This is a genomic window from Bacteroides sp. 3_1_13 (assembly GCF_001185845.1).
In the GTDB taxonomy this organism is placed as follows: domain Bacteria; phylum Bacteroidota; class Bacteroidia; order Bacteroidales; family Bacteroidaceae; genus Bacteroides; species Bacteroides xylanisolvens.
Genome location: NZ_KQ236957.1, coordinates 218,950 through 245,195, shown reverse-complemented (window position 1 = coordinate 245,195; position 26,246 = coordinate 218,950). Strand labels below are relative to the sequence as shown.

The following is a 26,246-nucleotide window of genomic DNA, read 5'->3' as shown; positions in this document are numbered from 1 at the left end:
TCTCACCATAATGAGAAAAGATTCTCATAGTAACGGGAATATATTCTCATTAGCATGAGTATTTTTTCTCATAGGGATAAGTATCGTTGAGAAATATAACGCCTCATCGTAGCTCCATTAATTAGTCCGAATACTGATAAACTTTCAAATCGAACTTCGGTACCATTGCCAACAAATGATCGAAGATATCCGACTGAATACGCTCGTATTCTTTCCATACCTTATTGCGGGAGAAGAAATAAACCTGAATAGGTACTCCGTACATCGTAGCTTCTTTCTGACTGATAATCAAATCCAACTCCTGATTGACTACGGGCAGGCTACACAAATAGCGTTCAATATATACCCTATACACTTGAGAATTGGTAGGAACCACTCCTTCTTCCGGATGATAATCCGCCATTAATGGAATCTCCTTCCGATAACGGTCCAGCATTTCCGGCGTACAGAATTGAAGTGTAGTCAAGTCCAATGTTATACTCTTCATCACCCGTCGTCCTCCCGACTGTGTCATTCCCCGCCAATTCTGAAAAGGACTGCTCACTAATGTATAAGGAGGAATGGTGGAAATGGTATTATCAAAATTCTGAATCTTGACTGTATTCAGCGTTATCTCCTGTACAATACCGTTTGCGTCACCGGAGGGAAGCGTCACCCAGTCCCCCGGACGAACCATATCGTTGGCAGAAAGCTGGATACCTGCCACAAAACCTAGTATGGAGTCTTTGAACACTAACATCAAAATAGCCGCCGAAGCGCCCAAGCCCGCAAACAAAGTGGCCGGAGACTTATTCACGATAATAGCGATGATTACAATCCCGCCTACAAAGAAAAGAAGCACCTGCAACACTTGGATAAATCCTTTCATCGGGCGGTCTTTCATCGACTCTCTTCCGTCATAGATATCCATTATCATCAACAGAATTCCATTGATAGCCAATAGTAAAGAGAAAATAATATAAATGACGCACGCTTTCTGGGAAATCAGTAACAATTCTTTTCCACGGATAAAAGCCATTGGCAACAACGAATAAACCAGAAAAGCCGGGATGGTATGAATCAAATGATGAAATACCTTGCGTTTCATTAACAACGTGTTCCATTGATGAGGTCTCCGCCTCGTATACTGTTTCATACCTCCGATAAGAATCGCCTGGCAGAGGTAATTCAGCACGATAGCAATCACTATCATCAGTAAAGCCATAATAGTCTCATCAAAACGATCGGCAACTGCCGGATCTATTCCCCAGTCAATAAGGGTTTTATTCATCCATTTTCCTAAATCTACTACTAACATAACTTCTGTCTTTTTTAATAAATAACAGTAAAATATTCATTTGGTTTAGAAAAAAAGAGACCGGTATCTGATTCATCAAGAATCAAGACGCCAGTCTCCACTGCTACTCTCTAAGCATATCTTTCAATGAGGACTCCATCAGGGAGTTACCATCACTCCTATTTCATTCATTTCTATTTTTGCGGTGGTTGCAGTTGGCGTAGTAGCTTCCAGTTTAATAAAACGTGCCTGTATTTTCTGTCCGAGAGTGACCGTCTGCGGCAACGGATTGTGCATAATATTACTAAACTCTCCATTAGTCGGAACTTCTTTCCACGTCCTACCATCCTCACTCACAAAGAATTTGTAACGGAATGCCATCGTCGGTTTTGCCTCTGCCTTTGCAGGAGCATACGTGAAGCTACCCAACGTCACTGTCTTACCTAAATCAATAGTCAACGGAGAGATAGCCACTTGTTTCCATCCGGAGCGCGGCAAGTTATTCCAGTCTTCTTTCTTTGTTTCTTCCTGCAAAGGTTCTGCATAGTAAGCGGCAACCTGACTAACGCAAGCAGTCAACCGACATTCGCCTATTTTCACCCGGAGCTTACTGGCGTTAACCGTGGGAAAACGCAACATACGTTTATATCCTATTGTCGTACCTTTTCCAACTTCTTTCCAGCCCTTATCAGTCAAGGCTTCCACAGTGAAAACCTCTACCCGCTGCCCTTTCGCTATATCTTCCTGCAACATAACCAAATTGATTTCCGATTTGGCCTTCAAGGTATAAACAATCTCACTACCCGAAGTAGCGCACCAGCATTTCCTTCCGTTTTTCACACGGTTGTCAGCAAACGTTTGCTGCCGATAGTCGGCAAACTCTTTTAACCGCTTGATATCAGCTTCATGAATCAGCCCTCTCCGGTCAGGCGGAATATTCAATAGAAGCACTGAATTATATCCTACCGACTGGAAATAAATATCCGATAAATGTTTCAAAGACTTCACTTTACCATCTTCCTCCGCATGATAGAACCATCCCGGACGGATAGATACATCTACTTCAGAAGGATACCAGAATAATTCCGTAGCTTTCTCCAAGATCTTACGACTTCCCAAATCCTCTGCTTTACCGAAAACACCCAAGCGTTTGTTATTCTCTTGCGAACGGGTGTATATACCGGGAGTAAGCACAGTTGCAGTCCATTCCGTTTCACGGCCTATCCCTTTCTCGTTTCCTACCCAGCGGACATCGTCGCCCATGATTGCCATCACAGCTTTCGGTTGAAGGCGTTGGATGGTTTTATAGAAAGCGTCCCAGTCATACACTTGTTTTTTTCCGTTCGGGCCTTCGCCATTCGCCCCGTCGAACCAGACTTCATGCACCTCACCATAATTGGTGAGCAATTCCGTCAATTGACGGACAAAAAATTCATTGTAACGGGGAGAGTCTCCATAACATTCCGCATTCCGATCCCAGGGAGAAAGGTAGACACCGAACTTCATATCATATTTATCGCAGGCTTTCCGAAGTTCTTTTACGACATCCCCCTGTCCGTTCTTCCAAGGAGAAGAGGCTACGGAATGTTTCGTTGTAGCTGTAGGCCACAGGCAGAAACCGTCGTGATGCTTTGCGGTCAGAATAACCATTTTGAAACCTGCATTTTTCAAACTCTTCACCCATTGATCAGCATCGAGTTCTGAAGGATTAAAGAGTGCGGGATCTTCTTTTCCGTCTCCCCATTCACGTCCGGTAAAAGTGTTGATGCCAAAATGAAGGAAAGCGGTCAGTTCCATTTGTTGCCAGGCATATTGTTGCGGAGTGGGTACCAGCCGCGCTGCCATATCGACTTTCTGTTCGAGCGTTGCATCTTGAGGAAATTCAACATGCTTCACGTAGTAGTTTTCTTTTTTCTGTGCCTGCACTCCACCGATGAGGGTAGAAGACAATAAGAGAGAGATTAGTAGTTTATTCATAGCCTATAAATTATTGCAGTTTTACAAAAGTAAAATAAAGGTACGGATTTCACGATTCTCATGGAATACTTTCTTACGATATCCCATTCAATCAGTGTAACCCCCACCTTTATATATAATCTAAATAACCTATTGATTTAGTATCTATTTCACCGGATAAAGGGTAAATTCAAAACTCTGTTTCTTTAATGGAACCAAGTATTGCGGTAACACTCCGGGACCACAAGTAGCCGTTCCCACGCCTGCCTGTTCGGCATCCAGATGCACTGTCAGCAAGCCATCACGTTCCAGTTCATTGATATGGCGGGCCTTCTCTAATAATACATCCGAGAAAGGAATCATACTAAACTGGAAAGCACGATTTGATTCTACAAAGAGGCCTTCGCCGGAAGTATTTGCCAACTTCGCCCAACGTACATCGGTGCGGTTGCCCGTAGATTGCGGAGCAACATAATAATGAAACATCCGTTCCGGTGTGGTCTGATATACACCGATTTTGCCGGACTGATTGCGGTCAATGTATGTTTCATTCTCTCCACGTCCGAGGTAAGAAACCTGATCGTAGGTGTTCGCCACACGGAATGTCAGTCCCAGACGTGCCATTGATTTCACGATGGTCGTGTCGGGCTGGAAAGTAGTAAGAACTTTCAGCGCACCGTTTTTATCCAATGAATAAACAAAGTCGGCAGTTCCTATCTTTTGCGCTTTCGCATTTAGAATTTCTACCCGGGCAGTGGTCGAAGTCTTGCCCTCTTTCAGTGAAACGACCTTTTGGGTCAGATTATCCAATCCTGCATTACGCCACAGACGTGCACCATTCTTATCCCGGTTGTCATTATCCGTTGCCGGGCGGAAAAGGCTCAATGTCAGCGGAGCAGCTAATAAATCTTTGCCGTCCAGGTTCAATGAAGTCAGCGCCCCTGTTTGCTTGTCAACGGTGAAAGTCGTTTCACCTGCTTTTTGCGGACGGTAGCCTGTGTAATTCTTATTACCGGCAAGCACGAACTGATCGTATGCCACTTCCCAGTCCTTATCGATCATTGAAGATGCTTCACGACGCATCCAACTGATATTCAGATAAGCCTCACGAATTGTATTCGGAAGTTTGACAACGCCTAAAATTACATCTACGATAGCGTGCGGTGCACAATCAATCGTTTTCGTACCTTCTGCCAAAATCTTGCCATTGTCTGCCGTCACATTCCAGTTCAGTACATACTCATTCAGATTAGAGAAGTCATACCAGTTCTTGACACGAATAGTCAGATTCTTCTGATCCGCCAAAGTCGCTTTTATATTCTGGTATACTTTCTTTACCTCAAGCAAATGCGGATGCGGTTCACGATTGGCGCCTACCAAACCGTTACAGCAGAAGTTACCAAAACTCGGGATTCCTTCCGGCCCGTAATCACCGCCATACGTCCAATACCATTTACCGTTTTTATCTATTTCGCGGAATGACTGGTCCACCCAGTCCCAAACGCAGCCACCTTGTGCCATCGGATTGTTTTCAAATACATCCCAGTATTCTTTCAGTCCGCCGCAACTGTTGCCCATCGCGTGCAGGTATTCACAAAGAATAAAAGGACGGTAGATGTCTTTCTTCGCAAGATATGCTTTGATGTCGTCCACACTGCGGTACATACGGCAGTAAATATCCGTATTATAGTTCAATTCAGCACGTTCGTATTGCACGGGACGAGTGTTTTCTACCGATTTCAGCCAGTCGTAGGTACGCTCGAAGTTGATTCCGTTGCCGGCTTCATTTCCCAACGACCAGATGACGATAGCGGGATGATTCTTGGAACGTTCGTACATCCGGTGGGTGCGGTCCATGTGTGCGGTCAGCCAGGTAGTGTCTTTGGCAAGAGAAGCAGCCCCATATCCCATGCCGTGGGATTCGATATTTGCTTCATCAATCATGTACAATCCGTAGCGGTCGCAAAGCTGATACCAGTAAGGGTGAGTCGGATAATGCGAGTTACGCACCATGTTGATATTGTGCTGTTTCATCAGTTTGATGTCCAGTTCCATCAGTTCTTTGCTCACGGTACGTCCCAGCTGGGAGTGTTCGTGGCGGTTGGTTCCTTTCACCAATACCGGAACACCGTTGATGCAGAAACGTCCGTCTTTGATTTCCGAGGTACGGAAGCCGACTTCGCAACCGGTCAGTTCGGTGACCTTGCCTTGTTCATCTTTCAGTTCGAGTATCAATGTGTAAAGATGAGGATGCTCTGCGCTCCAAGCCTTTACATCAGGTAGATTCTTTCTATCAAACGTGATAAGATTGCTCAATCCACGGGATTTTATCCGGATAGCATCCTGCAGGACAGCTTTGCCTTCGGCGTCTTTCAGGGTGTAAGCAATAGAAGTGGCTCCAAGTGTAATAGAAGGTCCCTCTACGGTCACTTCAAGTCCGAAAATTCCATCTTTGTATTTCTCTTTGTCCAAAGATGCATTCAGTTTGTAGTCGGCAATGTACTGTTTGGGAGTGCTGTAAAGATACACATCGCGTTCGATACCACTCAAACGCCACATATCCTGACATTCCAAGTAAGCACCCGCACTCCATCGGTACACTTCCAAAGCAACCACATTTTCGCCTTCATTGAGGACGTCAGTAATATCCCATTCGGCAGCTGTCTTTGACCCCTGATTGTATCCAAGCAATTTTCCATTCACCCATACATAATAGAAAGAGATGACCCCTTCACAACAAAGTACTACCCGGCGTCCTTTCCAGTCGGCAGGCACTTTGAAGGTACGGCGGTATGAGCCGACTTCATTCTCCGCATGCGGTACCAGCGGCGGATTCTTCTTGAAGTTGAACATTTTATCGTCAAATTCATACGTTTCGTTGACATAGATAGCTGTGCCATAACCCTGACGTTCCCAGTTGCCAGGCACATTGATGTCCGCCCATCCTCCTGTGTAATAAGAAGGTTGGTAAAAGTCCTTCGGACGGTTATCGGGATTCTTCACCCAATGGAATTTCCACTTTCCGTTCAGGCTCATATAAAAAGGAGACTGTTCATACCCTCCCGGCTTTTCAATGTCGGAAGCGTTGGCATAAGGCCATACGTATGTGTGAGGAGCGAGTTTGTTCAGTCCCACCGCATACTGGCTCTGCCATTCGGGTAACGGTTGTTGCTGCGCTAACGTGAAAGTAGTGGCAGCCAGTACTGCTGATAAGATTAAAGAAGTTCGTTTCTTAAAGCTAATGTTCATAAGCATGTCATCATAATTAGTTTATACAAGATTGTTTTACAAAGCACCTAATTGCTATTTTTAACTACTTGATTACTATTCTATAATCACTTCATCAAAATAGACTCTCGCTTCCTGACCGGGGCGGACATGCTCGTCGGGACATATCCCCGCACCTTCTGCCGTCACCCGGACATAACGAGCAGATACTCCGCCCATGTCTATCGAATAGTCATTTCTGAAAGTTCCTTCCTGATAGATTTCTTCCGGAGAAAAGTTCAATTCTCCTATGGCATGGTAGGTACGATTATCATCAGAAACTTCTACGCGAATCATTTTCGGTTTGTGCGCTCCCATTCCATAATTCGTAATGCAACCAATGGTTAATTTATTCAGTTTTTCCTGACTCTGCAAATCTATTGTGAAAGAGATAGAATCATTCCGGCTCCAGTTACACCATTCAAAATCAGTATATTTCAAGCTTCCCCGCAATCCATTGACTAATAACATTTCGTTCTTCTTATTGTCAAGCAAAGGTTTTGCCGTAGCTTTGTTCCATGTGAGTGGCAACTCTAAGGTTTCTCCCATTTGCTTGCCGTTCATAAAGGTAGCGGCTTTCACCATTTGCGTTTTCGTCACACAGATAGGTCCGTCGTAACGATGAGAAGACATTGCCGGATTACTCCCATTCAGTGTATAATAAATTTCCACATCCGGACGGATACATTCCAAACTCACTTCCAGATGTCCGTCCACTGGTGTCACCGTCTGTTGTATGTTATACATTGAGCGGGCATAAACAATTCCTTTTTCTGCAATATGCGAATTGTATACATCCATTCGTTTCAAAAATCCAGTCCAGTCCTTCGTTCCTGCAGCTGTCCAAGCCACTTCTGCCAAGGCAGCCAGACGAGGGAACAAAAGATAATCCACATCTTCCGGTTTATTACAGAATTCCGTCCACATACAGGCCTGTATACCCATTAGCAATGATTCGTATTCCGGTTTCCAGTCTTTCTGTACAGGTTCGTAATCAAAAACATCTTTTAGGGTATTGTTACCGAAATACGTTACCGGTTCAAACCATTGCGGTCCCTGATAGCGAATCAGGTACATGATACGCGCCGGAGTCATGATGAAACGATGTCCTTTTTCAGCAGCTTTCAGGGCAGCCGTTCCCATTCCCTGCCAACCGAGAATAATGGATTCTTCGGGAAGAAAAGAGCTGTTTGTCAATTCATCCCAGCCAATCACCTCGCGTCCTTTCTTACGCAGATAATCACTAATACGCTTCATGAAATAACCTTGCAAGTCTTCCTCATTGGCTAAATGCTGCTTTCTCATCCGTTTCTGACAAAGCGGACATTTTTCCCAGTTCGTCTTTCGCGCTTCATCTCCTCCGACATGAATATAGCGGGAAGGGAAAAGTGCCAGAATTTCGTCAAAGACATCCTGCAAGAATGTAAATACGCTATCATTTCCCGCACAGTAGATAATCTCGGAATTTCGTCCTCCCAAGCCGGGAAGTACACCGATAAAGTCTTTCACAACCGGACAAGCAAACTGGGGATAAGCAGCCAAAGCAGCGTTACTGTGTGCCGGTACATCTATTTCCGGAATGACTTCTATTTGTCTGTCGGCAGCATAAGCTACAATTTCCCGAATCTCCTCCTGTGTATAGAAACCACCTATTGGAGTAAGCTCTCCACGCTTCGGGTTACGGCGTGAGTGAAAAGGTACATCCGTACGGTCTACTCTCCACGCTCCTACTTCTGTCAAACGAGGATATTTCTTTATTTCAATCCGCCAGCCGTTATCGTCCGTCAGATGAAAATGAAGTTTGTTTATTTTCAACATCGCCATACAGTCGATGATTCGCAGTACGTTCTCTTTGGGAATAAAGCAGCGTACCGGGTCCAAAAGTAATCCTCTGAAACCAAAACGGGGCTCATCCCGAACTGTCATTGCAGGAACGCTCCAAGCGATATTCTGTACCGGTTGCTCTGATTCTATGGTAGCAGGCAGGAGTTGACGGACAGATTGCAGGGCATAGAAGAAGCCCTTTGTATCCGAAGCTTTAATAAGTATCTGTTGCGGTGTAATCTCCAACAGATATGCTTCGGGTTTAAAAGAAGAATCCGTCACGAAACGAATTTGTCCTTCTTTGCTGCCGACATTCAAAGCCGGAGTTATTCCGGCAGCACGGGTAAACAAGTCGATAAAATTGCGGGCAATCGCAGCCTGCTCCTGATTTTCTACCGCAAAGGCCGTTTTTGCAGAAAAGGTGAAGTTACCACTACCCGGCACAATCTGTGTCGGGCGTGGTACTATTGAAATTAAAGGGGATGTTAAGTTATCAGCCTGCAAGAACACTGTCAGTGGCGAAAGCAGTATGAGAATGATTAAGATGTATCTTTTCATGGTGTATATACGTTGGTGTTATTCCTTGTCTCTTTCCGGTGAGAAGCGGACAGGGTCATTGTATTGCTCCTGAAGTTTCAGCATTTCTTCTTTCAGTTCTTTCACTACCGGTTCGTATTCAGGTTGTCCGTAGAGGTTGTGCATTTCCGACGGGTCTGCCTGCAAGTCGTAGAGTTCCCACCAGTTGATATCATTATAGAAATGAATCAATTTATAGCGGTCTGTACGTACCCCGTAATGACGTTTCACCATGTGTTCAGCGGGATATTCATAGAAATGATAGTAGAGAGCTTTCCGCCAGTCTTTCGGATGTTCGCCTTTCAGTAAAGGAACGAGGGATATCCCTTGGATATCAGAAGGGATTTCTGCTCCTGCCAATTCGAGGAAGGTGGGTGCATAGTCGATGTTCTGTACCATTTCTGTGATATCACCCCTGCGGTCGAATCCTTTCGGCAAACGCATGATAAGCGGTGTACGCATGGATTCTTCGTACATGAAGCGTTTATCAAACCAACCGTGTTCACCCATGTAGAATCCTTGGTCGGAAGTATAGACGACAAGTGTGTTATCCAGCAAGCCTTTCTCTTTCAGATAGTCGAGTACACGACCAACATTGTCGTCCAGTGATTTTACGGTCTTCATATAGTCACGCATGTAACGCTGGAATTTCCAATTGGCAAGTTCCTTGCCTTGCAGGTTCTGCCTGTAGAAATCATCTATAACCGGCGTGTAGAATTTGTCCCATGCAGCACGTTGACCTTCGTCCATACGTCCGACATACTTCTCATATAAGGATTTCAGACGGGTGTTTTTATCAGGACGAAGCATTTTGAGGTCATAAATCATGTCCATGTCCTTCACAATGCTCATCTCTTGCGCGGCAGCGGCGGGACGTCCTTCGTAATCGTCAAAGAAATTATCCGGTAGCGGGAAGGTTTTATCTTCGTACAAAGCCAGGTTGCAAGTATCCGCCAACCAGTTACGGTGAATTGCTTTGTGGTGAATCAAAAGGCAGAAAGGTTTTTCCGGATTGCGTTTGTTTTCTATCCAGTCAATGGCGTCATCAGTAATAAGATTCGTGATGTATCCATGTTTTTGGATAGTGTCATTGTTCTGCGTGATGAAATCCGGGTTGTAGTAGTCTCCTTGTCCGGGAACAATCTGCCAGTAATCAAAGCCGGAAGGCAAACTTTCAAGATGCCATTTACCCACCAATGCTGTCTGATAACCGATTTTCTGCAACAGTTTCGGAAAAGTTTGTTGTGAACTGTCGAATACGCAAGTGGTATTATCATAGAATTTATTGGCACAACTATGTTTGCCCGTTATCATGCAGGCACGGCTGGGGCCGCTTAAAGAATTGGCAACAAAGCTTTGAGTAAAACGTACACCGTCAGCAGCAATGCGGTCGAGGTTGGGGGTTTCCATGTAGCGTGTGTCGTAACAGCTCATCATTTGAGCTGTGTGGTCGTCTGTCATAATGTAGACGATATTCAAAGGGAGTTGCTCCGCAGACTTTTGCTTGTTTGAGCAGGAAGCAAGGGAAGCTACGGCAGCTATTCCTGCTAAAGGAAAGAATAAGTTTGATTGCAGTTTTTCCATAAAACAACTTTATATTAGATTGTAGTGACAAAGGTAGAGACCTGTCAACAAAATCCATGTTCACAAATAACCAATTAATTTCCAATATTCTCCATTTTTGTCTGTTTCAGAAGGAAAAATGGCAAAAACACTATTTACAACTCATTTCCAATCCAGCAAATCCAAGAAAATATATACAATGATTTCTATTTATATAAAGAAAACCCGAATGAAAAGCAGAAACACTCCTCCTCTGCATTCGGGAAAAAACAACTTGTTATAACTACTATTTTTAATAGCCGAAGTTATTTTTTGTAATAGCTATATTAGTATTCATTTCATCACGCGGAATAGGGAACAACAAATTCTTTTTCAAGAAAGTCTCATCATTCAAATTTCCATTATTGTAAATACGTTCACCCCAGACTCCCGTTGCATTGGGATTATTCTCCTGCCACTTTTTAGTTATTGAGTGATTATTATTCACAGTAAGTGCTTTTTTCAAATATTCAGTTCCACGCAAGCGCATCATTTGATACATTTCAGTTTCACCGGCACCTTCAAAAAGTCTTTCAAAGAATATCTTTTCACGTACTTGATCTTTTGTTAATGTTGACTCCCATTTGGCTGGTTGTGTCGAAACCTTAGCTCCCGACTTACGTGCACGCGCCAACACGAGATCTACTGTATTAATTGCATCGTCTTTTCTATCCAATTCATTATAGACATCAGCCAACATCAATAATAAATCTGCATAACGATATAAAATTAGATTTTTATGACTGGCAATACCTGCCATATTCATATCAAAAGCTTTTGCAAAATGAGGCCATGCCGCTCTTTCTCCTGTCCTACCCGCCGCAGTACATACATTCAAAAAATCTTTCAATCCTTTACGATATTTCTCATCAAATTTGGTTTCATCATTCGTGATAGCCAAAATTTCATCCGCGCTCGGATTCTCTTTATTAGTCAATAACTCATAAGGAATTCTACCAACTAACAACTTGTTATTTTTCCAACCGGCAGGTTTTATACCGCTATCATAAGTGAAATAAGGATATTCATAGGTAGAGTCACGGGCAGACGGCACAGGCTCTACTTGAGCTACAGGTCCGATATTGTTTGTACATTTTCTCCATTTTGCCATAAATGTAGTCTCAATACGAGGATCTCCCCAATAGGTTCCCGCAAAGAAATCATAAAAAGCTTTCGTACACTTCACTCTATGGAAACTCTTACCATACGATGATGCAGCAGGATTAAAAACCCAAGATCCCCTATTAAAAGAAGACAACTCACCATTCACCTGAAATCCCAGTTGAAATATAGATTCTTTAGAACCTTTAATCTTATCAACAAATAAATTAGAAAATTTCGATTCCAAATCATATTTACCTTTCACTCCTTCAAAATAGGTCTTTGCTTTTTCCCAAGCTGTAGCATCACCCAAACAACCTAAAGTATGATACAACTTACCTAAATATGCTTCTGCAGTCCATTTCGTTGGAAATCCATCAGAATTCGTTTCCGGCAAATATTTTGAAGCAAATTCCAAGTCACTTCGTACAACATCCAACACCTCTAAACGCGAGGAACGAGGTACAGCTACGCCGTCATGAGAAGAAGGAGTTGTCTTCAAGGGTACATCTCCCCAACATATTGCAAGGTTATAATAAGACAAGGCACGCAAGAAATGAGCCTCTGCAGCCATTTCGTCTTTATCCTCCAAAGAAGTACTTTCTACGTTGGCTATAAATGCATTCGTTTCATTAATTACTTTATACATTACATACCATGCATTTGTCAACAGATCATCTGTATAGTCACATTGCAGCCATCCACACATATCATTTGTACCCCCATTAGTCTGTGCCCATCCGAAACCACTATATCGTACCGGAATTTCTTGCCAATGCTGACCATATCCTCCACTAGTCAATGCAAAATAACCATAGCATCCATATAATGCTGCACGTGCCTTTTCAGAAGTAGAAAACTGAATTTGTGTATTCAAAGTATATTGCGGGTCTTCATCTAACCACGATTCACAAGAAGCCAATAATAAGCAGCTTGCTAATAAAAATATATAGGTAAATTTCTTCATTTTCATAATCATTTATTGTAAATTAAAAGGTTACATTCAAGCCAAACACAAAAGAACGCATATTTGGAAAAGCATTCATATCAATACCCCGACGCAGGCCATCAAATGCAAAGCTATTTACCTCCGGATCATATCCACTATAATTGGTTATAACAAATGCATTCTTTACTGAAGCAAAAATACTGGTATTCTGGAACCCAATCTTAGTCATCCACGCTTTAGGCAAAATATAATTCAGCGTAATATCTGAACAACGCAAATAACTTCCATCTTCTACATAACGATCATAAACAACACCTTTTACATTTGAAGTAGACGACGGATATAAATTAGAACGATTCTCCGGAGTCCAGGCATTATAATAAGCATCTTTTCTCAAGTTTCCAGCCTGTCTGGAAGGAGTCTGTTCGTAACGGATATTTGTATTCAGAATATCATTACCATAAACACCTGTAAAAGAAGCAGAGAGAGAGAGATTCTTCCATTCCAAACGTGTCTGGAAACCATAGGTGAAATCAGGATTCGGATCACCTATCACAACCATGTCATTAGGATCTACTATACCATCTTCATTCACATCCACACATTTAATATTACCAGCTGCCATATCATTTCCAACAGATGAAGTGTAATATTTGGTAGAACCATCTGATGAGATATATCCTACTTTGCCATCAACAACATCTTCTTCCTGAATAATTCCCTGTGTCTTATAACCGAAAAATAGTCCCGGAGCCTCACCCTCAATAAAAACATTTGCAGGTCCAAAATGATCGCCAATCGTCTTACCTAAATAACCACGTACTCCTTTCAAGGAACCTATATCAGAAACTTCCAAACCTAAATTCTCAATCGTAGTCTTGTTGAAACCAATATTTCCGCCTACATTCCACTTCCACCCGTTACTGCGAATAATATCAGCATTTAAACTAAACTCAAAACCTTTATTCAACAACGAGCCTTCATTTATCATCACTGTTGCAAATCCACTGGAATATGGCAGAGCACGCTCAACCAACAAATCTTTTGTGTTTTTACGGTAATAATCAAATGCACCATTCAAGCGACCATTAAAGAAACCAAAGTCAAGACCAACATTCCACGAAGAAGTACGTTCCCACTTCAAACCCTCATTTTGCAGACTTTTGATTTGCATAGACGTCAGTTTATTCCCATCTCCATCAGCATAGTCCACCTTATTTTCATAAATAGATAGAGACTGATATGGATCAATACCCTGATTACCTGTCTCACCATAACCAACACGTACCTTCAACTGACTTAGCCAATCAATGCTCTTCATATAAGCTTCCTGTTCCATACGCCATGCTAATGAGAAAGACGGGAAATATGCCCAACGATTACCCTTTTTAAATTTACTGGATCCGTCAGCACGCAATGAAGCCGTCAACAAGTACTTATCATAAGCAGATAAATTAACACGTCCTAAATATGAAAGTAATTGATAATCTTTTTGTATAGGCTGTTTTACATCCACTTTTCCTGCATTAGACAATCCTTTAGTACGTAAGTCATAGATAGAAAAAGTATTGCCTGAAACATTCTCTGTCAGAAAATGATATTCATCATAAGTGATACCCGCTGTTGCCGACAGACGAAAATCCTTAGTCAAGTCCATATTAAAGTTTAACAGGTTTTCCACTGTATAATTAGACTTATTGACATTACTGATTGCCAGTAAACCCTTCACATTTTCTCCCGGAGGTAACTGAATCCCATACCAACGTTTACGGTCATTGACAATTATATTCCCCCCTGCACGCAGACTATACGAGAAATATTTATTAATGTTCCAATTCAGATTCAAGCTTCCATTAAATGTCTTATTATTAGTAATATCATCATAATCATTTACCCAACTAAATACATTCATTTTTGATTCCAAAGCACCCGGATCATCATCAGGAACAATATAAGGAGCTGTATCAAGAACCGTACGAGCCAAAGATCCGGCAACGCCTCCGGTTGTATTACCGCCCGTCATCATATCATTCTGCTTTAATGAACCGCTCAATATCAAATTTAAAGTTACTTTTTTAGATAATTCAGCAGTTAAATTAGCACGTAAGTCACCCTGTTTTATTCCTGTATTTTCTACGATACCATTAATATCCTTAAAGTTACCGGAGATATAATATTTCATACTGGCAGTTCCTCCACTGACAGAAGCCGAGTAGACCTGTGAGAAAGCTGATGTATATGCTTCTTTTTGCCAGTTGCGATAGGTAATAACCTTATATAATTCCGGATTATTCGGATCTGCCTGATAAGCGGATTCATTACCACTAAATACGTAACGCATTTCACCATTAGGTTGCAGATAATATCGCGGTTGGTCTAATTTAGAATTAGTGTAATCGGCATACTCTTCCAAATTTAACATATCGTGCAAGTTACGTGCATTAGCTATCGTAAAGTTCGCTGTGACATTTACTTTTGCCTTTCCGGCCTTTCCCTTTTTAGTTGTAATAAGAATTACGCCATTGGCACCACGAGAACCATAAATCGCAGTAGCAGAAGCATCTTTCAAGACGGTAATATCCTCAATATCATTAGGATTTATTGCACTCAACGGATCTTGAGCTATTTGGAAATCACCACCTCCCACAGCAGACTCGGCAAACTCACCAGTAGATGCTTGCGGCACATTATCAATCACATATAACGGCTGATTATCTCCACGTAATGAGTTAGCACCACGGATAGTGACAGAAGAAGCAGCACCCGGAGTAGACATTGAAGCTGTTACATTTAAACCTGCAATCTTACCTTGCAATAGCCCGTCAATAGATACAGCTTTTGAAGCATCATTCGCATCAGGACGAAGACTAGCTGTAGCACCTGTTAAATCGCTCTTTTTAGCCGTTCCATAACCAACAACAACTACTTCATCCAAATTTTGTGCATCCTCTTTTAATTGAACGTTAATTTTAGTCTGATTTCCAACCACTATTTCTTGTTTGGAATAACCGATAAAAGTAAAGACCAACACTGATTTTGAGTTTGGAACGGAAATGGAGAATTTTCCATCAATGTTGGTAATTGTCCCATTAGTAGTACCTTTTACTTGTACATTGACACCAGGCATACTTTCATTTAGAGCATCCACTACCTGACCGGTAATGTTTTTTCCTTGTCCCATAGATTGCGCTGCAAACGCAAACAATGTGATGAAACATAGCAGAAAAACTTTTGATAGGTTCTTCATAGAAGTCATTTTTATAAATTATTAAATTTAAAGATTAAAAAGCTTATTCCAGATTTTTTGCTGAAATCCATACGCAAATATAGACGTGGTTACTGAATATGCATGTTCTATTTTAGCTACTATTTTTCCAATTTTGTCTAAAATCATCCATTTCATCGATATATCTAACCATCATAGACATTGTTGGACATCTTACGAATCAAAACAAGAAAGCGGAAGTATCCATTCCTGAATATTCCCGCCTACTTTATATTTTATCCTAATATAACTACAACAATTTTCCTATGAAGATATATTATAGATTTTCTATATCAGAAGATTGAAGACCCGTGTATTTGATAATTATATCAATGGATATTCCGTCCTCTCTCATCTTCCGAGCAATTTCAATTTGCTTCTTTTGCTCTCCTTTCTCCAACCCTTTCTCCAACCCTTCCTTCATCCCTTCTTTCATCCCTTCTTTCATCCCTTCTTTTATTCCCTCTAGCCTTCCTTTTTTCACTCCTTTTTCCAACCCGGCCTTCATCCCTTCCTTTAACCCTTCTTCAGCCGCTTTTCTCCGCATCTCTTCGTTTTTACGCCGTTCATCCTCCTCTACAATTTGGTTGACCCTATACCGATCTAATGCCTTATCATAAGCGATACGGTTTTCTTCCGAAAGATCGGCAACTGCTGCCAATCTCGCCAGATGTTCAAACACTTGTTCTTTCAAAGCATCCGGCATTCTATTCCAATTGCTCATATTCTTCAGTGCATAAATTAATTTATCATATAATGTATGGCAGTCCGACAAATCCTTTGTAAAATAAGGAAATTGCAAATAAATCTGCCGGAGATGCGGATTAACAATCTTCCCTGTATCACGGTCGGAAAGAACCGTATCCGTACGGAATTTAGCCTCTAAATTTTCCTCTTTGAAATTCATCAGGAAAATTCCATATATAGTAGGTAGTCTATACTGCTTTCCATAAGAGACAAGTGGTTCTCTTGCAGTCATCGGATCTTCAGGGACAGGGACTTCTTTTGAAGAAGGAGATTCTATCTGCCGACTCACAGCACGACAAACATAATAAAGTGTACGATCTAAAAAATTACTGTGCCAACGATTCTGCATCTCCACGATAATATACTCACCACTTGCTGTACGGCAATAAAGATCATAAATGATACCTTTATCACTCACATTGTCCGCATGATCTTCCTTATCCAGAAAAGTAAGTTCTGTAATATGATGTTCACCTGCAAGTAGTTCGTTCAACAAAGTGATGAGCAAATTCTTACTGGCCGGTTGACCAAAAATAATTTTAAATCCTATATCAGTAAAAGGATTGACGTATTTGGACATGATATTCTATTTTTAGCAAAGGTAACTATTTAAATCCATAAACATAAAAAACAATCCCAAACTTTACGGATTTATAGCCTTTTATAGTAAGCTGTCTCCCTTTCAATTCTTCCAAACAAACAAGAAGATGTTCTATTTTTCAGATTAAGAAAGAAAACAAAACTATTGAAGATGGTAATCCGGAATTAAAAGCATCCATATTATCACATATATATGCATATTACCGCCACAATACAGCATATATTTTCAGATGATATGCGTTTTCTTTAAAGAAATAAATGATTTTCCTCGGTGAGCAATAAGCCATTCCTCGGTGAGGAACACATCCTTGCTCACCGAGAAAGCCTTCCATACTCACCGACCAAGTTATAAAAGCCCTCGGAAAAGCCCGTTTATAGGCTAGTTCATCATCACAAGCGCACAAAAGAAAAATGATAAAGCAAACTACATACGGGCAAACAGTAAGCATATAGATAGCAATACAGAGGAATTATTTATTTTTAGACAGGAATTATCCAGGACAACAAACAACCCTACATTCTTTCATCCAAAATGCAGAGCGTTTTTTCCTTCACCACAAACAAGTGACTGATATATTAAAAACAGAAAGAATAGAATATACCATTTTTCAGATCAGCACATTTTTAATCCCATCCTTTCAACAACCATACTCTTTCAGAGTCTGCATCAACTTCGCGCCATTGATCGGCTTCACCAGATAATCATCACAACCGGCTTTCAACGCAGCTACCCGGTCGGCATCAAAGGCATGAGCAGTCAGGGCGATAATTGGAATTTCAGCATTGAACTTCCGGATCTCCGAGGTTGCAGTACGCCCGTCCATAACAGGCATCTTCATATCCATCAGTACCAAATCCACCGGTTGGGTACGGACAATCTCAACTGCCTCCAGTCCATTCGGTGCGTGTAACAACTGGCATTTATTTTTCAAGATAGAAGATACCAAAAAGAAGTTACTTTGAATATCTTCAACGACCAGTACTCTTTTAGGTACTTTCTTTGTTTCTTCGGAGTCAAGAATGCTTTCATTATCTGCATCCTTCTCATTATTCCGACGTGAAGAAGTCGGCTCGCTGTCAACCGAATCGAACTGGCATGGCAAAACCGCCCAAAATAAAGACCCTTTATCAAATTCCGACTCAAAGCCTATCTCTCCCCTGCAAGCCTCAACGATGGCTTTACAAATAGACAGTCCCAGTCCGGTTCCCTGTGCAAATTCATCCAGTTTCTCAAAACGATGGAACACCTTGTCTTTTTTATCTTCCGGTATACCAATACCTGTATCGCGAACGTAAAGACGAATATCTCCGTCTATCTTTTCATACCCCATTTCAATAGTTCCTTTGGAGGTATATTTGATAGCATTAGTTACAAAGTTAGTGAGAATCTGCGCTAACCGGTTTTTATCCAAACGAACGGTACAGGTTTCATAAGGATTCACGGGAACTAACCGAACCTGCGGATTTACTACACGACGATGCATCGAAGCAGCTAATTCGTTGAAATAAACAGCCAAATCAAAATCTTCGTATTTCAGTTCTACCGAGCCGGCTTCTATTTTCGAAAGATCCAGTATGTCGTTAATCAGTTTCAAAAGCAACTCATTGTTGGCATTGATAATCTGAATAAATTCTTCTTTTTCTTCTTGATCTTCCGTCACCATCAATAAATCGGAAAAACCAACGATAGCATTTAACGGTGTACGGATTTCGTGGCTCATATTTGCCAGAAAGGCGGATTTCAACTTATCGGATTGTTCAGCACGGCTCCTTGCCGTTTCAAGTTCACCTATCATGTGCTGTCGCTCGGTAACATCATCTACGCGAATCACGACACCGTCAACATCTCCCTGTTCATTAAATATGGGAGTAGCAAAAACTTCTATGACATGCTTGTTATCCAAATTAAACAAGATAGACTCTACCTGACCGGATCTCCGGGCACGTTGCATCACACAATTCTCACAAGGAGTGGTGCGATTATGGGCTGTCAGATAGCAAGGCTCCCCTTTTTTGTAAGCCTCATAAGAAAGGCTTTTACTACAAAGCGAGATATTCTCCCATTGTACGATATAGTCGTTCGCAATATATGCCAATCCCGAATTAATATTGTTCAATACCAACTCATTCTGACGGATCAATTGGATCATTCTTTGTTCGCTCTCAAGAAGTTCTTTTTTTGAGCGCACCGCTTCTTCGTAAAGATTATCATATTTGTTTTGCCACAGAACACGTTCAGTGACATCCTGACTAATCACCATATAATTCGTAATTTCCGACTTTTCATTATGTACGAAAGAAACGGTAATCTCGAAGAATTTTATACCGGACAGATTAGTAGGAAAAAGATGACGCACGTCATCAAAATTATATTTTGCCATGAAACGCACTGTTTCTCCTTTTCTGACCTGTTCTTTGATTTCATCAGAGAAACTAGTGTAATTAAATAGATTATAGCCCAGAATATCCTTTTTGTCTTTTATCCCCATTGATCTCAACCGCGAATAATTGACATCTATCATGAGACCGTCCTTATCATACAACTCCAAGCCTACAGACAGGTCATTAAAGATGTTGTGCAATAAGTTGTCAGCTATCCCATTTTCCAAAGTCTGTTCCATGCAGCAAAATTTGTATAGTATTACAATATTGATTGTTTATCCAAGCAAAGTTACTTAAATATTTTGTTACATAGCAAGAAAGAGGCTTTTTAGCCTCTTTCAGTATCTTTATTTGGTATTTTGGTATAAAAAGTCTGTTGCTTTCGCTAATGTTTCCGGTTTGCCTATATCAATCAGATGTAACTTTTCTTTCAAATAACCACCATAGTTTACTTGCCGGCAAGTGGCAAGATAGAAATCCATAATAGAGAATTTACCCTCCCAACGGGGAGAGGTCATCCATTGAAAAATGGCGGGCGAAAGTACATGGATACCACTGAATGCATATTCCTGATAAAGAGAAGGATCATACTGAAAACCTTCCGGTTTCACTTGTTCCGTATCCTTGTTTATCCATCCGCAAAGTCTTTTGTCTGTATCAAAAAGAAGATAGCGGGAGGTTTTACGTTGGCTGGCCAGTAAAGTGGCAACAGCACCGCTTTGTAGATGATAGTCATATAGTTCTTTCAGGTTCACGTCTGAAAGAATATCTACATTGTGTATCAGGAAAGGTTCATCGGAATTTTCAAAGAAAGAACGGGCTTTCTTAACTCCCCCACCGGTGTCGAGCAACAAGTCGCGTTCGTCGGAAATATGTATGATGAGTCCAAAATTTTCATTGGCTTTCAGGAAGTCAAGTATCTGTTCGCCAAAATGGTGGATGTTAATCACTATTTCTGTGAATCCGGCAGCTTTCAGTTTTAAAATCACATGTTCCAACATCGGACGTCCGGCTATGGGAACTAAAGCCTTCGGCATGGTATCGGTGAGTGGCTTCAGCCGGCTACCCAAACCGGCTGCAAATATCATTGCTTTCATTCTTTCGGTTACTTTCTTCTTTACATTTACTCTTCTTAGATTGTTGCCTCAAACGTATGTTCGATATTCTGTTCCCGATGCACCAGTTCGACTTTCACACCAAATTTCTGATTCAGGTGCTCTGCCAGGTGCTGGGCTGAATAAACAGAACGATGCTGTCCGCCGGTGCAACCGAAGCAGACGGACAAATTGCTGAATCCGCGTTCCATATAACGTTTCACGGAGGCATCTACCAAAGCATAGACATGATCGAGGAAACGAAGTATTTCGCCATCTTCTTCCAAGAAAGTGATTACAGGTTCATCCAGTCCGGTGAAAGGTTTGTAACGCTCATACTTGCCGGGATTATTCACGGCACGGCAGTCGAATACATAACCTCCTCCATTGCCGGTAGAGTCATCAGGAATTCCTTTCTTATAGGCAAAGCTCATTACTTTGACGGTTAGCTGCCGCTTTTTCAGGTCGTCCGTAAATTGTTTCAGTCCAGTAAGCTCCCGCAAAACGTTACAGAGATACGGATATTCCGGATATTCTTCTTTCAACAGTTCACGCAGGTTTTCGATGGCATAAGGAACGCTTTGGATAAAATGCGGTTTCTTTTCAAAGTAACCACGGAAACCGTAGGCTCCCAGCACTTGCAGCGTACGGAAAAGGACAAAGTGGCGAAGTTGGCTATAAAAATAGGATTCATCAATCGGTTGGTATTTGCGAAGAGCTTCCATATATTCTTGCAGCAGTTCTTTACGGAGGCTATCGGGATATTTCGCTTTCGCTTGCCACAGGAAAGAGGCTATGTCATAATAGAACGGGCCTTTGCGTCCGCCCTGAAAGTCGATAAACCACGGTTCCCCATCTTTTATCATCACATTACGGCTTTGAAAATCACGATACATGAAAGTAGCGGAAGAACTGCGGAGCAAGACATCGCTCATTTTTTGGAAATCATCTTCCAGTTTGTCTTCCTGAAACTCCATGCCGGTAGCTTTCAGGAAGCAATATTTGAAGTAATTCAAATCCCACAGAATAGAGCGTTGGTTGAACTCCGGTTGAGGATAACAACGGGAAAAATCAAATCCATCCGCCCCGGCAAATTGAATAGCAGGAAGCAGACGGATCGTTTTGCGAAGCAACTCTTTTTCCTCTTCTGAAAAGACACTGGTAGCACGTCCTTTCTCTATGGCATGGAACAACAGAGTATCGCCCAAATCTTCCTGCAAATAATAGGTTTTATCTTCCGAGGCAATGCGCACTTCGGGAACAGGCAGTCCACATTTGCGGAAGTGTCCTGCCATATAAAGAAATGCCTCATTCTCATCAATAGAAGCCCCGTAGACTCCAATCAATATTTCTATACCCGTCAGCCGAAAATAACGGCGGTTGGAACCGGAAGACGGTAATTCTGTTATGTTTTCAGCGGGAACGCCCGTATATGACTGATAAAGTTTCTGTAGTTCTTCGGTAATCATAGTCGTATATTTTCGAGCAAAGATAAGCATAAAAACTAAAAAATAAGAGAGGGGATTTAACTAATATTCATCCGAATAGACTATCTTTGTTTCAGTTTAACTGACCTGATCTCATGAGAACAAAAACCTTTTTACTACTATGCATTGCATTTATCACACTGTTTATCGGCGTTTCCACTCTTCAAGCCGGTCATTATTACTATAAGCAAATCTCCCTAAAAGATGGTCTTCCCTCTACCGTGAGATGTATTTTAACGGACAAACAAGGATTTGTATGGATAGGAACCCGTTCCGGACTTGGGCGATATGACGGACATGAACTTAAAAAGTATATTCATCAGGCAAATAACCCTCATTCCATTCCTCACAATTTAATCTACCAGATGATAGAAGACGCACAAAACAATATCTGGATTCTGACAGACAAAGGAGTGGCACGTTATCAGAGGCAAAGCGATGACTTTTTTATACCGACTGATGAGACAGGAAATAATATCATCGCCTATTCCGCCTGCCTGACTGATGACGGAGTGTTATTCGGTTCAAAAAATAAAATCTTTTTCTATAATTATCAGGATACCTCTTTACGCCTCCTACAAACATTTGACTTAGAACCCAATTATAATGTAACTCTACTAAATCTATGGGATAAACACACATTACTCTGTTGCAGCCGGTGGCAAGGACTACTCCTGCTCGACCTGAATACCGGAAAATGCCGACGTCCTCCTTTCGATTGCGGAAAAGAAATTATGAATGTACTCATAGACTCACAAAAAAGAATCTGGGTAGCTCCCTACAATGGAGGGCTGAACTGTCTGACACGCGACGGTAAACTACTGGCTACATATACTACCCACAACTCCTCTTTAAGCAACAATGTCATACTAAGCCTCGCCGAACGGGAAGGAGAAATCTGGATTGGAACAGACGGAGGAGGCATTAATATTCTCGACCCGGAAACAAGACGTTTTTCGCTGTTGGAGCATATGCCCGGAAGTGACAACTACTCACTCCCCGCTAACTCTATTTTATGTCTGTACAACGACTGCAACAATAATATGTGGGCAGGTAGCATCCGTAACGGACTAATCAGCATCCGGGAAGTTTCCATGAAAACGTATACAGATGTACCTCCCGGCAACGACCGCGGACTAAGCAACAATACCGTTCTAAGTCTTTTCCAAGAATCCCAAGACCAAATTTGGGTCGGTACAGACGGAGGAGGCATCAACAGCTTTAACCCACTCACAGAGAAATTTATCCATTACCCTTCCACCTGGGAAGACAAAGTAGCCTCTATCTGCCAGTTTACTCCCGGCAAATTATTAATTTCTCTTTTCTCACAGGGAGTATTTATTTTCAACCCGGCAACAGGAGAAAAACAGCCTTTCACCATTGTTGACGCTAAAACGACAGCACTCTTGTGCAATCGAGGCAAGGCTGTAAATCTACTTCGGAACACTCATCACAATATTCTGTTCCTTGGAGAACATATCTATATATATGATTTGAATACACGTACTTTCAGTACCGTTATAGAACAAGAAGAGCAGGAAATTATCGGTGCTCTCTTACCGATCGACAATTATAAGAATATCACTTATCTAAATGATACGAAGCACATATATGAACTGGACAACCATACCAACCGACTGAAAGCCCTGTACAGATGTTGGAAAGATACAACGATCAACTCTGTTGCACGAGACGAAGAGGGAAATTTCTGGATTGGAAACAACTACGGATTGGTACACTACAATCCTGCCACCAAAATACAGACACCAATCCCGACCTCTCTATTTAGTGAAATCACATTGATTGTATGCGACCAGCAGGGAAAAGTATGGATAGGAGCCGACAGTATGCTTTTCGCCTGGCTCATCAAAGAGAAAAAATTCGTTCTATTCGGTGAATCAGACGGTGTAATCCAAAACGAATATCTTTCCAAACCTCGTCTATTAAGTATGCGGGGAGACGTCTACATGGGTGGAGTGAAAGGGTTACTGCATATTAACAGCAAAATACCATTAACCACTTCCGAACTTCCCCAACTCCAATTATCAGATGTCATCATTAATGGAGAGTCAGTAAATAACGAATTAACGAATCATCCGGCAGGGATTTCTGCTCCCTGGAATAGTAATATCACTATTCGAATCATGTCGAAAGAGAAAGATATTTTTCGACAGAAAGTGTACAGATACCAGATAGAGGGGCTGAATGACCAGCAAATCGAATCATACAATCCCGAACTGGCCATACGTTCACTTCCTCCGGGAAGTTATAAAATCATGGCGTCCTGTACCGCCAAGGATGGTAATTGGATTCCCAGTCAGGAAGTACTGGAATTGACCATTCTTCCTCCCTGGTATCGGACATGGTGGTTTATTCTTTGTTGCACCGTTTTTATTGCTGCCGCTATTATCGAAGCTTTCCGAAGAGCATGGAAACGCAAAGAAGAGAAGTTAAAGTGGGCCATGAAAGAACATGAGCAACAGGTCTATGAAGAAAAGGTACGTTTTCTTATTAATATCAGTCATGAGTTGCGTACACCTTTAACGTTAATATACGCACCACTTAACCGGATGTTGAAATCCCTTTCTACCGAAGATACACAGTATTTGCCAATAAAAGCGATCTACCGTCAAGCGCAGCGAATGAAAAACCTTATTAATATGGTACTTGATGTACGCAAGATGGAGGTTGGCGAAAGCAAATTACAGATACAACCGTATGCTCTCAATCAATGGATTGAACATGTATCCCAAGATTTCATCAGTGAAGGGGAAGCAAAGAACGTCCGTATCCGTTATCAGCTTGATCCACATATCGATACTGTAAGTTTTGATAAAGATAAGTGTGAGATTATTCTAAGCAATCTACTTATTAATGCCTTGAAACACAGTCCGCAGGATGCAGAAATAACAATTATGTCGGAGTTGCTTTCCGAAAGAAATAGCGTACGTATCTCCATCATTGACCGGGGAAACGGATTGAAACAAGTAAATACACAGAAACTCTTCACCCGTTTCTATCAGGGTACAGGAGAACAGAGCGGCACAGGGATCGGATTGTCTTATTCCAAGATTCTGGTAGAACTGCACGGAGGTTCCATTGGTGCGCAAGATAATCAGGATGCCGGTGCGACATTCTTCTTTGAACTGCCCTTGAGACAACAATCGGAAGAGATTATCTGCCAACCGAAAGCATATTTGAACGAATTGATGAGTGACGATAGTAAAGAACAACAACCGGAGGAAGATAATTTCGACACGAGCCCTTACAGTGTTTTAGTAGTGGATGATAATCCGGACTTGACGGACTTTCTGAAAAAGTCACTGGGAGAATATTTCAAAAGGGTAGTGATTGCTTCAGATGGTGTGGAAGCCCTTCAACTGACCAAAAGCCATGCCCCGGATATTATCATCAGTGACGTGATGATGCCGAGAATGAATGGATATGAATTATGCAAAAATATAAAGGAAGATATTACGATCAGTCACATTCCTATCGTTCTGCTGACAGCAAGAGATGATAAACAAAGTCAGTTGAGTGGTTACAAGAACGGGGCGGATGCTTATCTGACTAAACCTTTTGAGATAGAAATGCTGATGGAAATCATTCGCAACCGGTTGAAGAACCGCGAATCTATCAAGAAGAGATATTTGAATACAGGGTTAGTCCCTGCGCCGGAAGAAAGCACCTTCAGCCAGGCAGATGAAACATTCCTGTTGAAACTGAATAAAATTATCCTGGAGCATTTGGATAGCAGCTATCTGGATGTCACTTTTATCTGCAAAGAGATAGGTATGAGCAGAGCCTCCCTTTACAATAAGTTGAAAGCTCTAACCGATATGGGAGCCAATGATTACATTAATAAATTCCGGATGGAAAAAGCAATCACGTTAATCACCAGTACGGACCTGTCGTTCACGGAAATTGCCGAGAAGGTCGGTTTTACTACTTCACGCTATTTCAGTACGGCTTTCAAACAATATACTGGAGAAACGCCGACTCAATACAAAGAAAAGCAGAAACAGGAAAGGAAAAAAGAGCAATAAGAAGCTACCCGGAAAATAAATATTTTTTAGGCACGGATTACACAGGTTTCACGCTTTTTTATAGTTGTTTTATG

The 26,246-nt window shown here is 41.7% G+C and carries 12 protein-coding genes; 1 reads left to right on the top strand and 11 read right to left on the bottom strand.

Annotated features, from left to right (window positions below; genetic code table 11):
- Positions 1–121: 121 nt before the first annotated feature.
- The 11 genes from HMPREF9009_RS23325 to HMPREF9009_RS23270 all read right to left on the bottom strand — a co-directional run bounded on the left by HMPREF9009_RS23325 (position 122) and on the right by HMPREF9009_RS23270 (position 22,108).
- Positions 122–1,297 (bottom strand): mechanosensitive ion channel family protein, encoded by a 1,176-nt coding sequence (locus HMPREF9009_RS23325; protein WP_049703523.1) that lies wholly within the window; start codon positions 1,295–1,297, stop codon positions 122–124.
- 138 nt (positions 1,298–1,435) lie between these two features.
- On the bottom strand, positions 1,436–3,253 hold the full coding sequence (locus tag HMPREF9009_RS23320; RefSeq protein ID WP_049703522.1) for an alpha-L-fucosidase: 1,818 nt from the start codon (positions 3,251–3,253) through the stop codon (positions 1,436–1,438).
- A gap of 144 nt (positions 3,254–3,397) precedes the next feature.
- Entirely contained in the window at positions 3,398–6,487 is a 3,090-nt protein-coding gene (locus tag HMPREF9009_RS23315; protein WP_083444246.1) for a glycoside hydrolase family 2 TIM barrel-domain containing protein, read from the bottom strand.
- 69 nt (positions 6,488–6,556) lie between these two features.
- Positions 6,557–8,881, bottom strand: coding sequence for a glycoside hydrolase family 20 protein (locus HMPREF9009_RS23310; RefSeq protein WP_049703521.1), 2,325 nt, complete (start codon positions 8,879–8,881; stop codon positions 6,557–6,559).
- 18 nt (positions 8,882–8,899) lie between these two features.
- Positions 8,900–10,483 carry a sulfatase family protein gene (locus HMPREF9009_RS23305; RefSeq protein WP_049703520.1) on the bottom strand — a complete coding sequence of 528 codons (1,584 nt, stop codon included), beginning with the start codon at positions 10,481–10,483 and terminating at the stop codon, positions 8,900–8,902.
- 271 nt (positions 10,484–10,754) lie between these two features.
- Positions 10,755–12,569, bottom strand: a complete 1,815-nt coding sequence (locus HMPREF9009_RS23300) for a RagB/SusD family nutrient uptake outer membrane protein (RefSeq protein WP_008026069.1) — start codon at positions 12,567–12,569, stop codon at positions 10,755–10,757.
- Between the two features lie 22 nt (positions 12,570–12,591).
- Positions 12,592–15,798, bottom strand: a complete 3,207-nt coding sequence (locus HMPREF9009_RS23295) for a SusC/RagA family TonB-linked outer membrane protein (RefSeq protein ID WP_049703519.1) — start codon at positions 15,796–15,798, stop codon at positions 12,592–12,594.
- A 295-nt stretch (positions 15,799–16,093) separates the two neighbouring features.
- Entirely contained in the window at positions 16,094–17,143 is a 1,050-nt protein-coding gene (locus HMPREF9009_RS23290) for a PD-(D/E)XK nuclease family transposase (RefSeq protein ID WP_008026065.1), read from the bottom strand.
- Positions 17,144–17,801: 658 nt separating this feature from the next.
- A complete protein-coding gene (locus tag HMPREF9009_RS23280) occupies positions 17,802–19,784 on the bottom strand; it encodes a hybrid sensor histidine kinase/response regulator (protein ID WP_049703517.1) in 1,983 nt (660 codons plus the stop codon).
- A 108-nt stretch (positions 19,785–19,892) separates the two neighbouring features.
- On the bottom strand, positions 19,893–20,642 hold the full coding sequence (locus tag HMPREF9009_RS23275) for a nucleotidyltransferase family protein (RefSeq protein ID WP_049703516.1): 750 nt from the start codon (positions 20,640–20,642) through the stop codon (positions 19,893–19,895).
- Between the two features lie 35 nt (positions 20,643–20,677).
- Positions 20,678–22,108 (bottom strand): RapZ C-terminal domain-containing protein, encoded by a 1,431-nt coding sequence (locus HMPREF9009_RS23270; RefSeq protein ID WP_049703515.1) that lies wholly within the window; start codon positions 22,106–22,108, stop codon positions 20,678–20,680.
- Positions 22,109–22,221: 113 nt separating this feature from the next.
- Here HMPREF9009_RS23270 and HMPREF9009_RS23265 point away from each other — a divergent pair, with 113 nt between their 5' ends.
- Positions 22,222–26,172 (top strand): hybrid sensor histidine kinase/response regulator transcription factor, encoded by a 3,951-nt coding sequence (locus HMPREF9009_RS23265; protein ID WP_049703514.1) that lies wholly within the window; start codon positions 22,222–22,224, stop codon positions 26,170–26,172.
- Positions 26,173–26,246: the final 74 nt, after the last annotated feature.

Bases quoted from the DNA above. Each gene is read 5' to 3' on its own strand.
- HMPREF9009_RS23290 (WP_008026065.1), bottom strand. From the start codon at position 17,143: ATGTCCAAATACGTCAATCCTTTTACTGATATAGGATTTAAAATTATT.
- HMPREF9009_RS23310 (WP_049703521.1), bottom strand. From the start codon at position 8,881: ATGAAAAGATACATCTTAATCATTCTCATACTGCTTTCGCCACTGACA.
- HMPREF9009_RS23325 (WP_049703523.1), bottom strand. From the start codon at position 1,297: ATGTTAGTAGTAGATTTAGGAAAATGGATGAATAAAACCCTTATTGAC.
- HMPREF9009_RS23315 (WP_083444246.1), bottom strand. From the start codon at position 6,487: ATGCTTATGAACATTAGCTTTAAGAAACGAACTTCTTTAATCTTATCA.
- HMPREF9009_RS23300 (WP_008026069.1), bottom strand. From the start codon at position 12,569: ATGAAGAAATTTACCTATATATTTTTATTAGCAAGCTGCTTATTATTG.
- HMPREF9009_RS23280 (WP_049703517.1), bottom strand. From the start codon at position 19,784: ATGGAACAGACTTTGGAAAATGGGATAGCTGACAACTTATTGCACAAC.
- HMPREF9009_RS23320 (WP_049703522.1), bottom strand. From the start codon at position 3,253: ATGAATAAACTACTAATCTCTCTCTTATTGTCTTCTACCCTCATCGGT.
- HMPREF9009_RS23270 (WP_049703515.1), bottom strand. From the start codon at position 22,108: ATGATTACCGAAGAACTACAGAAACTTTATCAGTCATATACGGGCGTT.
- HMPREF9009_RS23305 (WP_049703520.1), bottom strand. From the start codon at position 10,483: ATGGAAAAACTGCAATCAAACTTATTCTTTCCTTTAGCAGGAATAGCT.
- HMPREF9009_RS23295 (WP_049703519.1), bottom strand. From the start codon at position 15,798: ATGAAGAACCTATCAAAAGTTTTTCTGCTATGTTTCATCACATTGTTT.
- HMPREF9009_RS23265 (WP_049703514.1), top strand. From the start codon at position 22,222: ATGAGAACAAAAACCTTTTTACTACTATGCATTGCATTTATCACACTG.
- HMPREF9009_RS23275 (WP_049703516.1), bottom strand. From the start codon at position 20,642: ATGAAAGCAATGATATTTGCAGCCGGTTTGGGTAGCCGGCTGAAGCCA.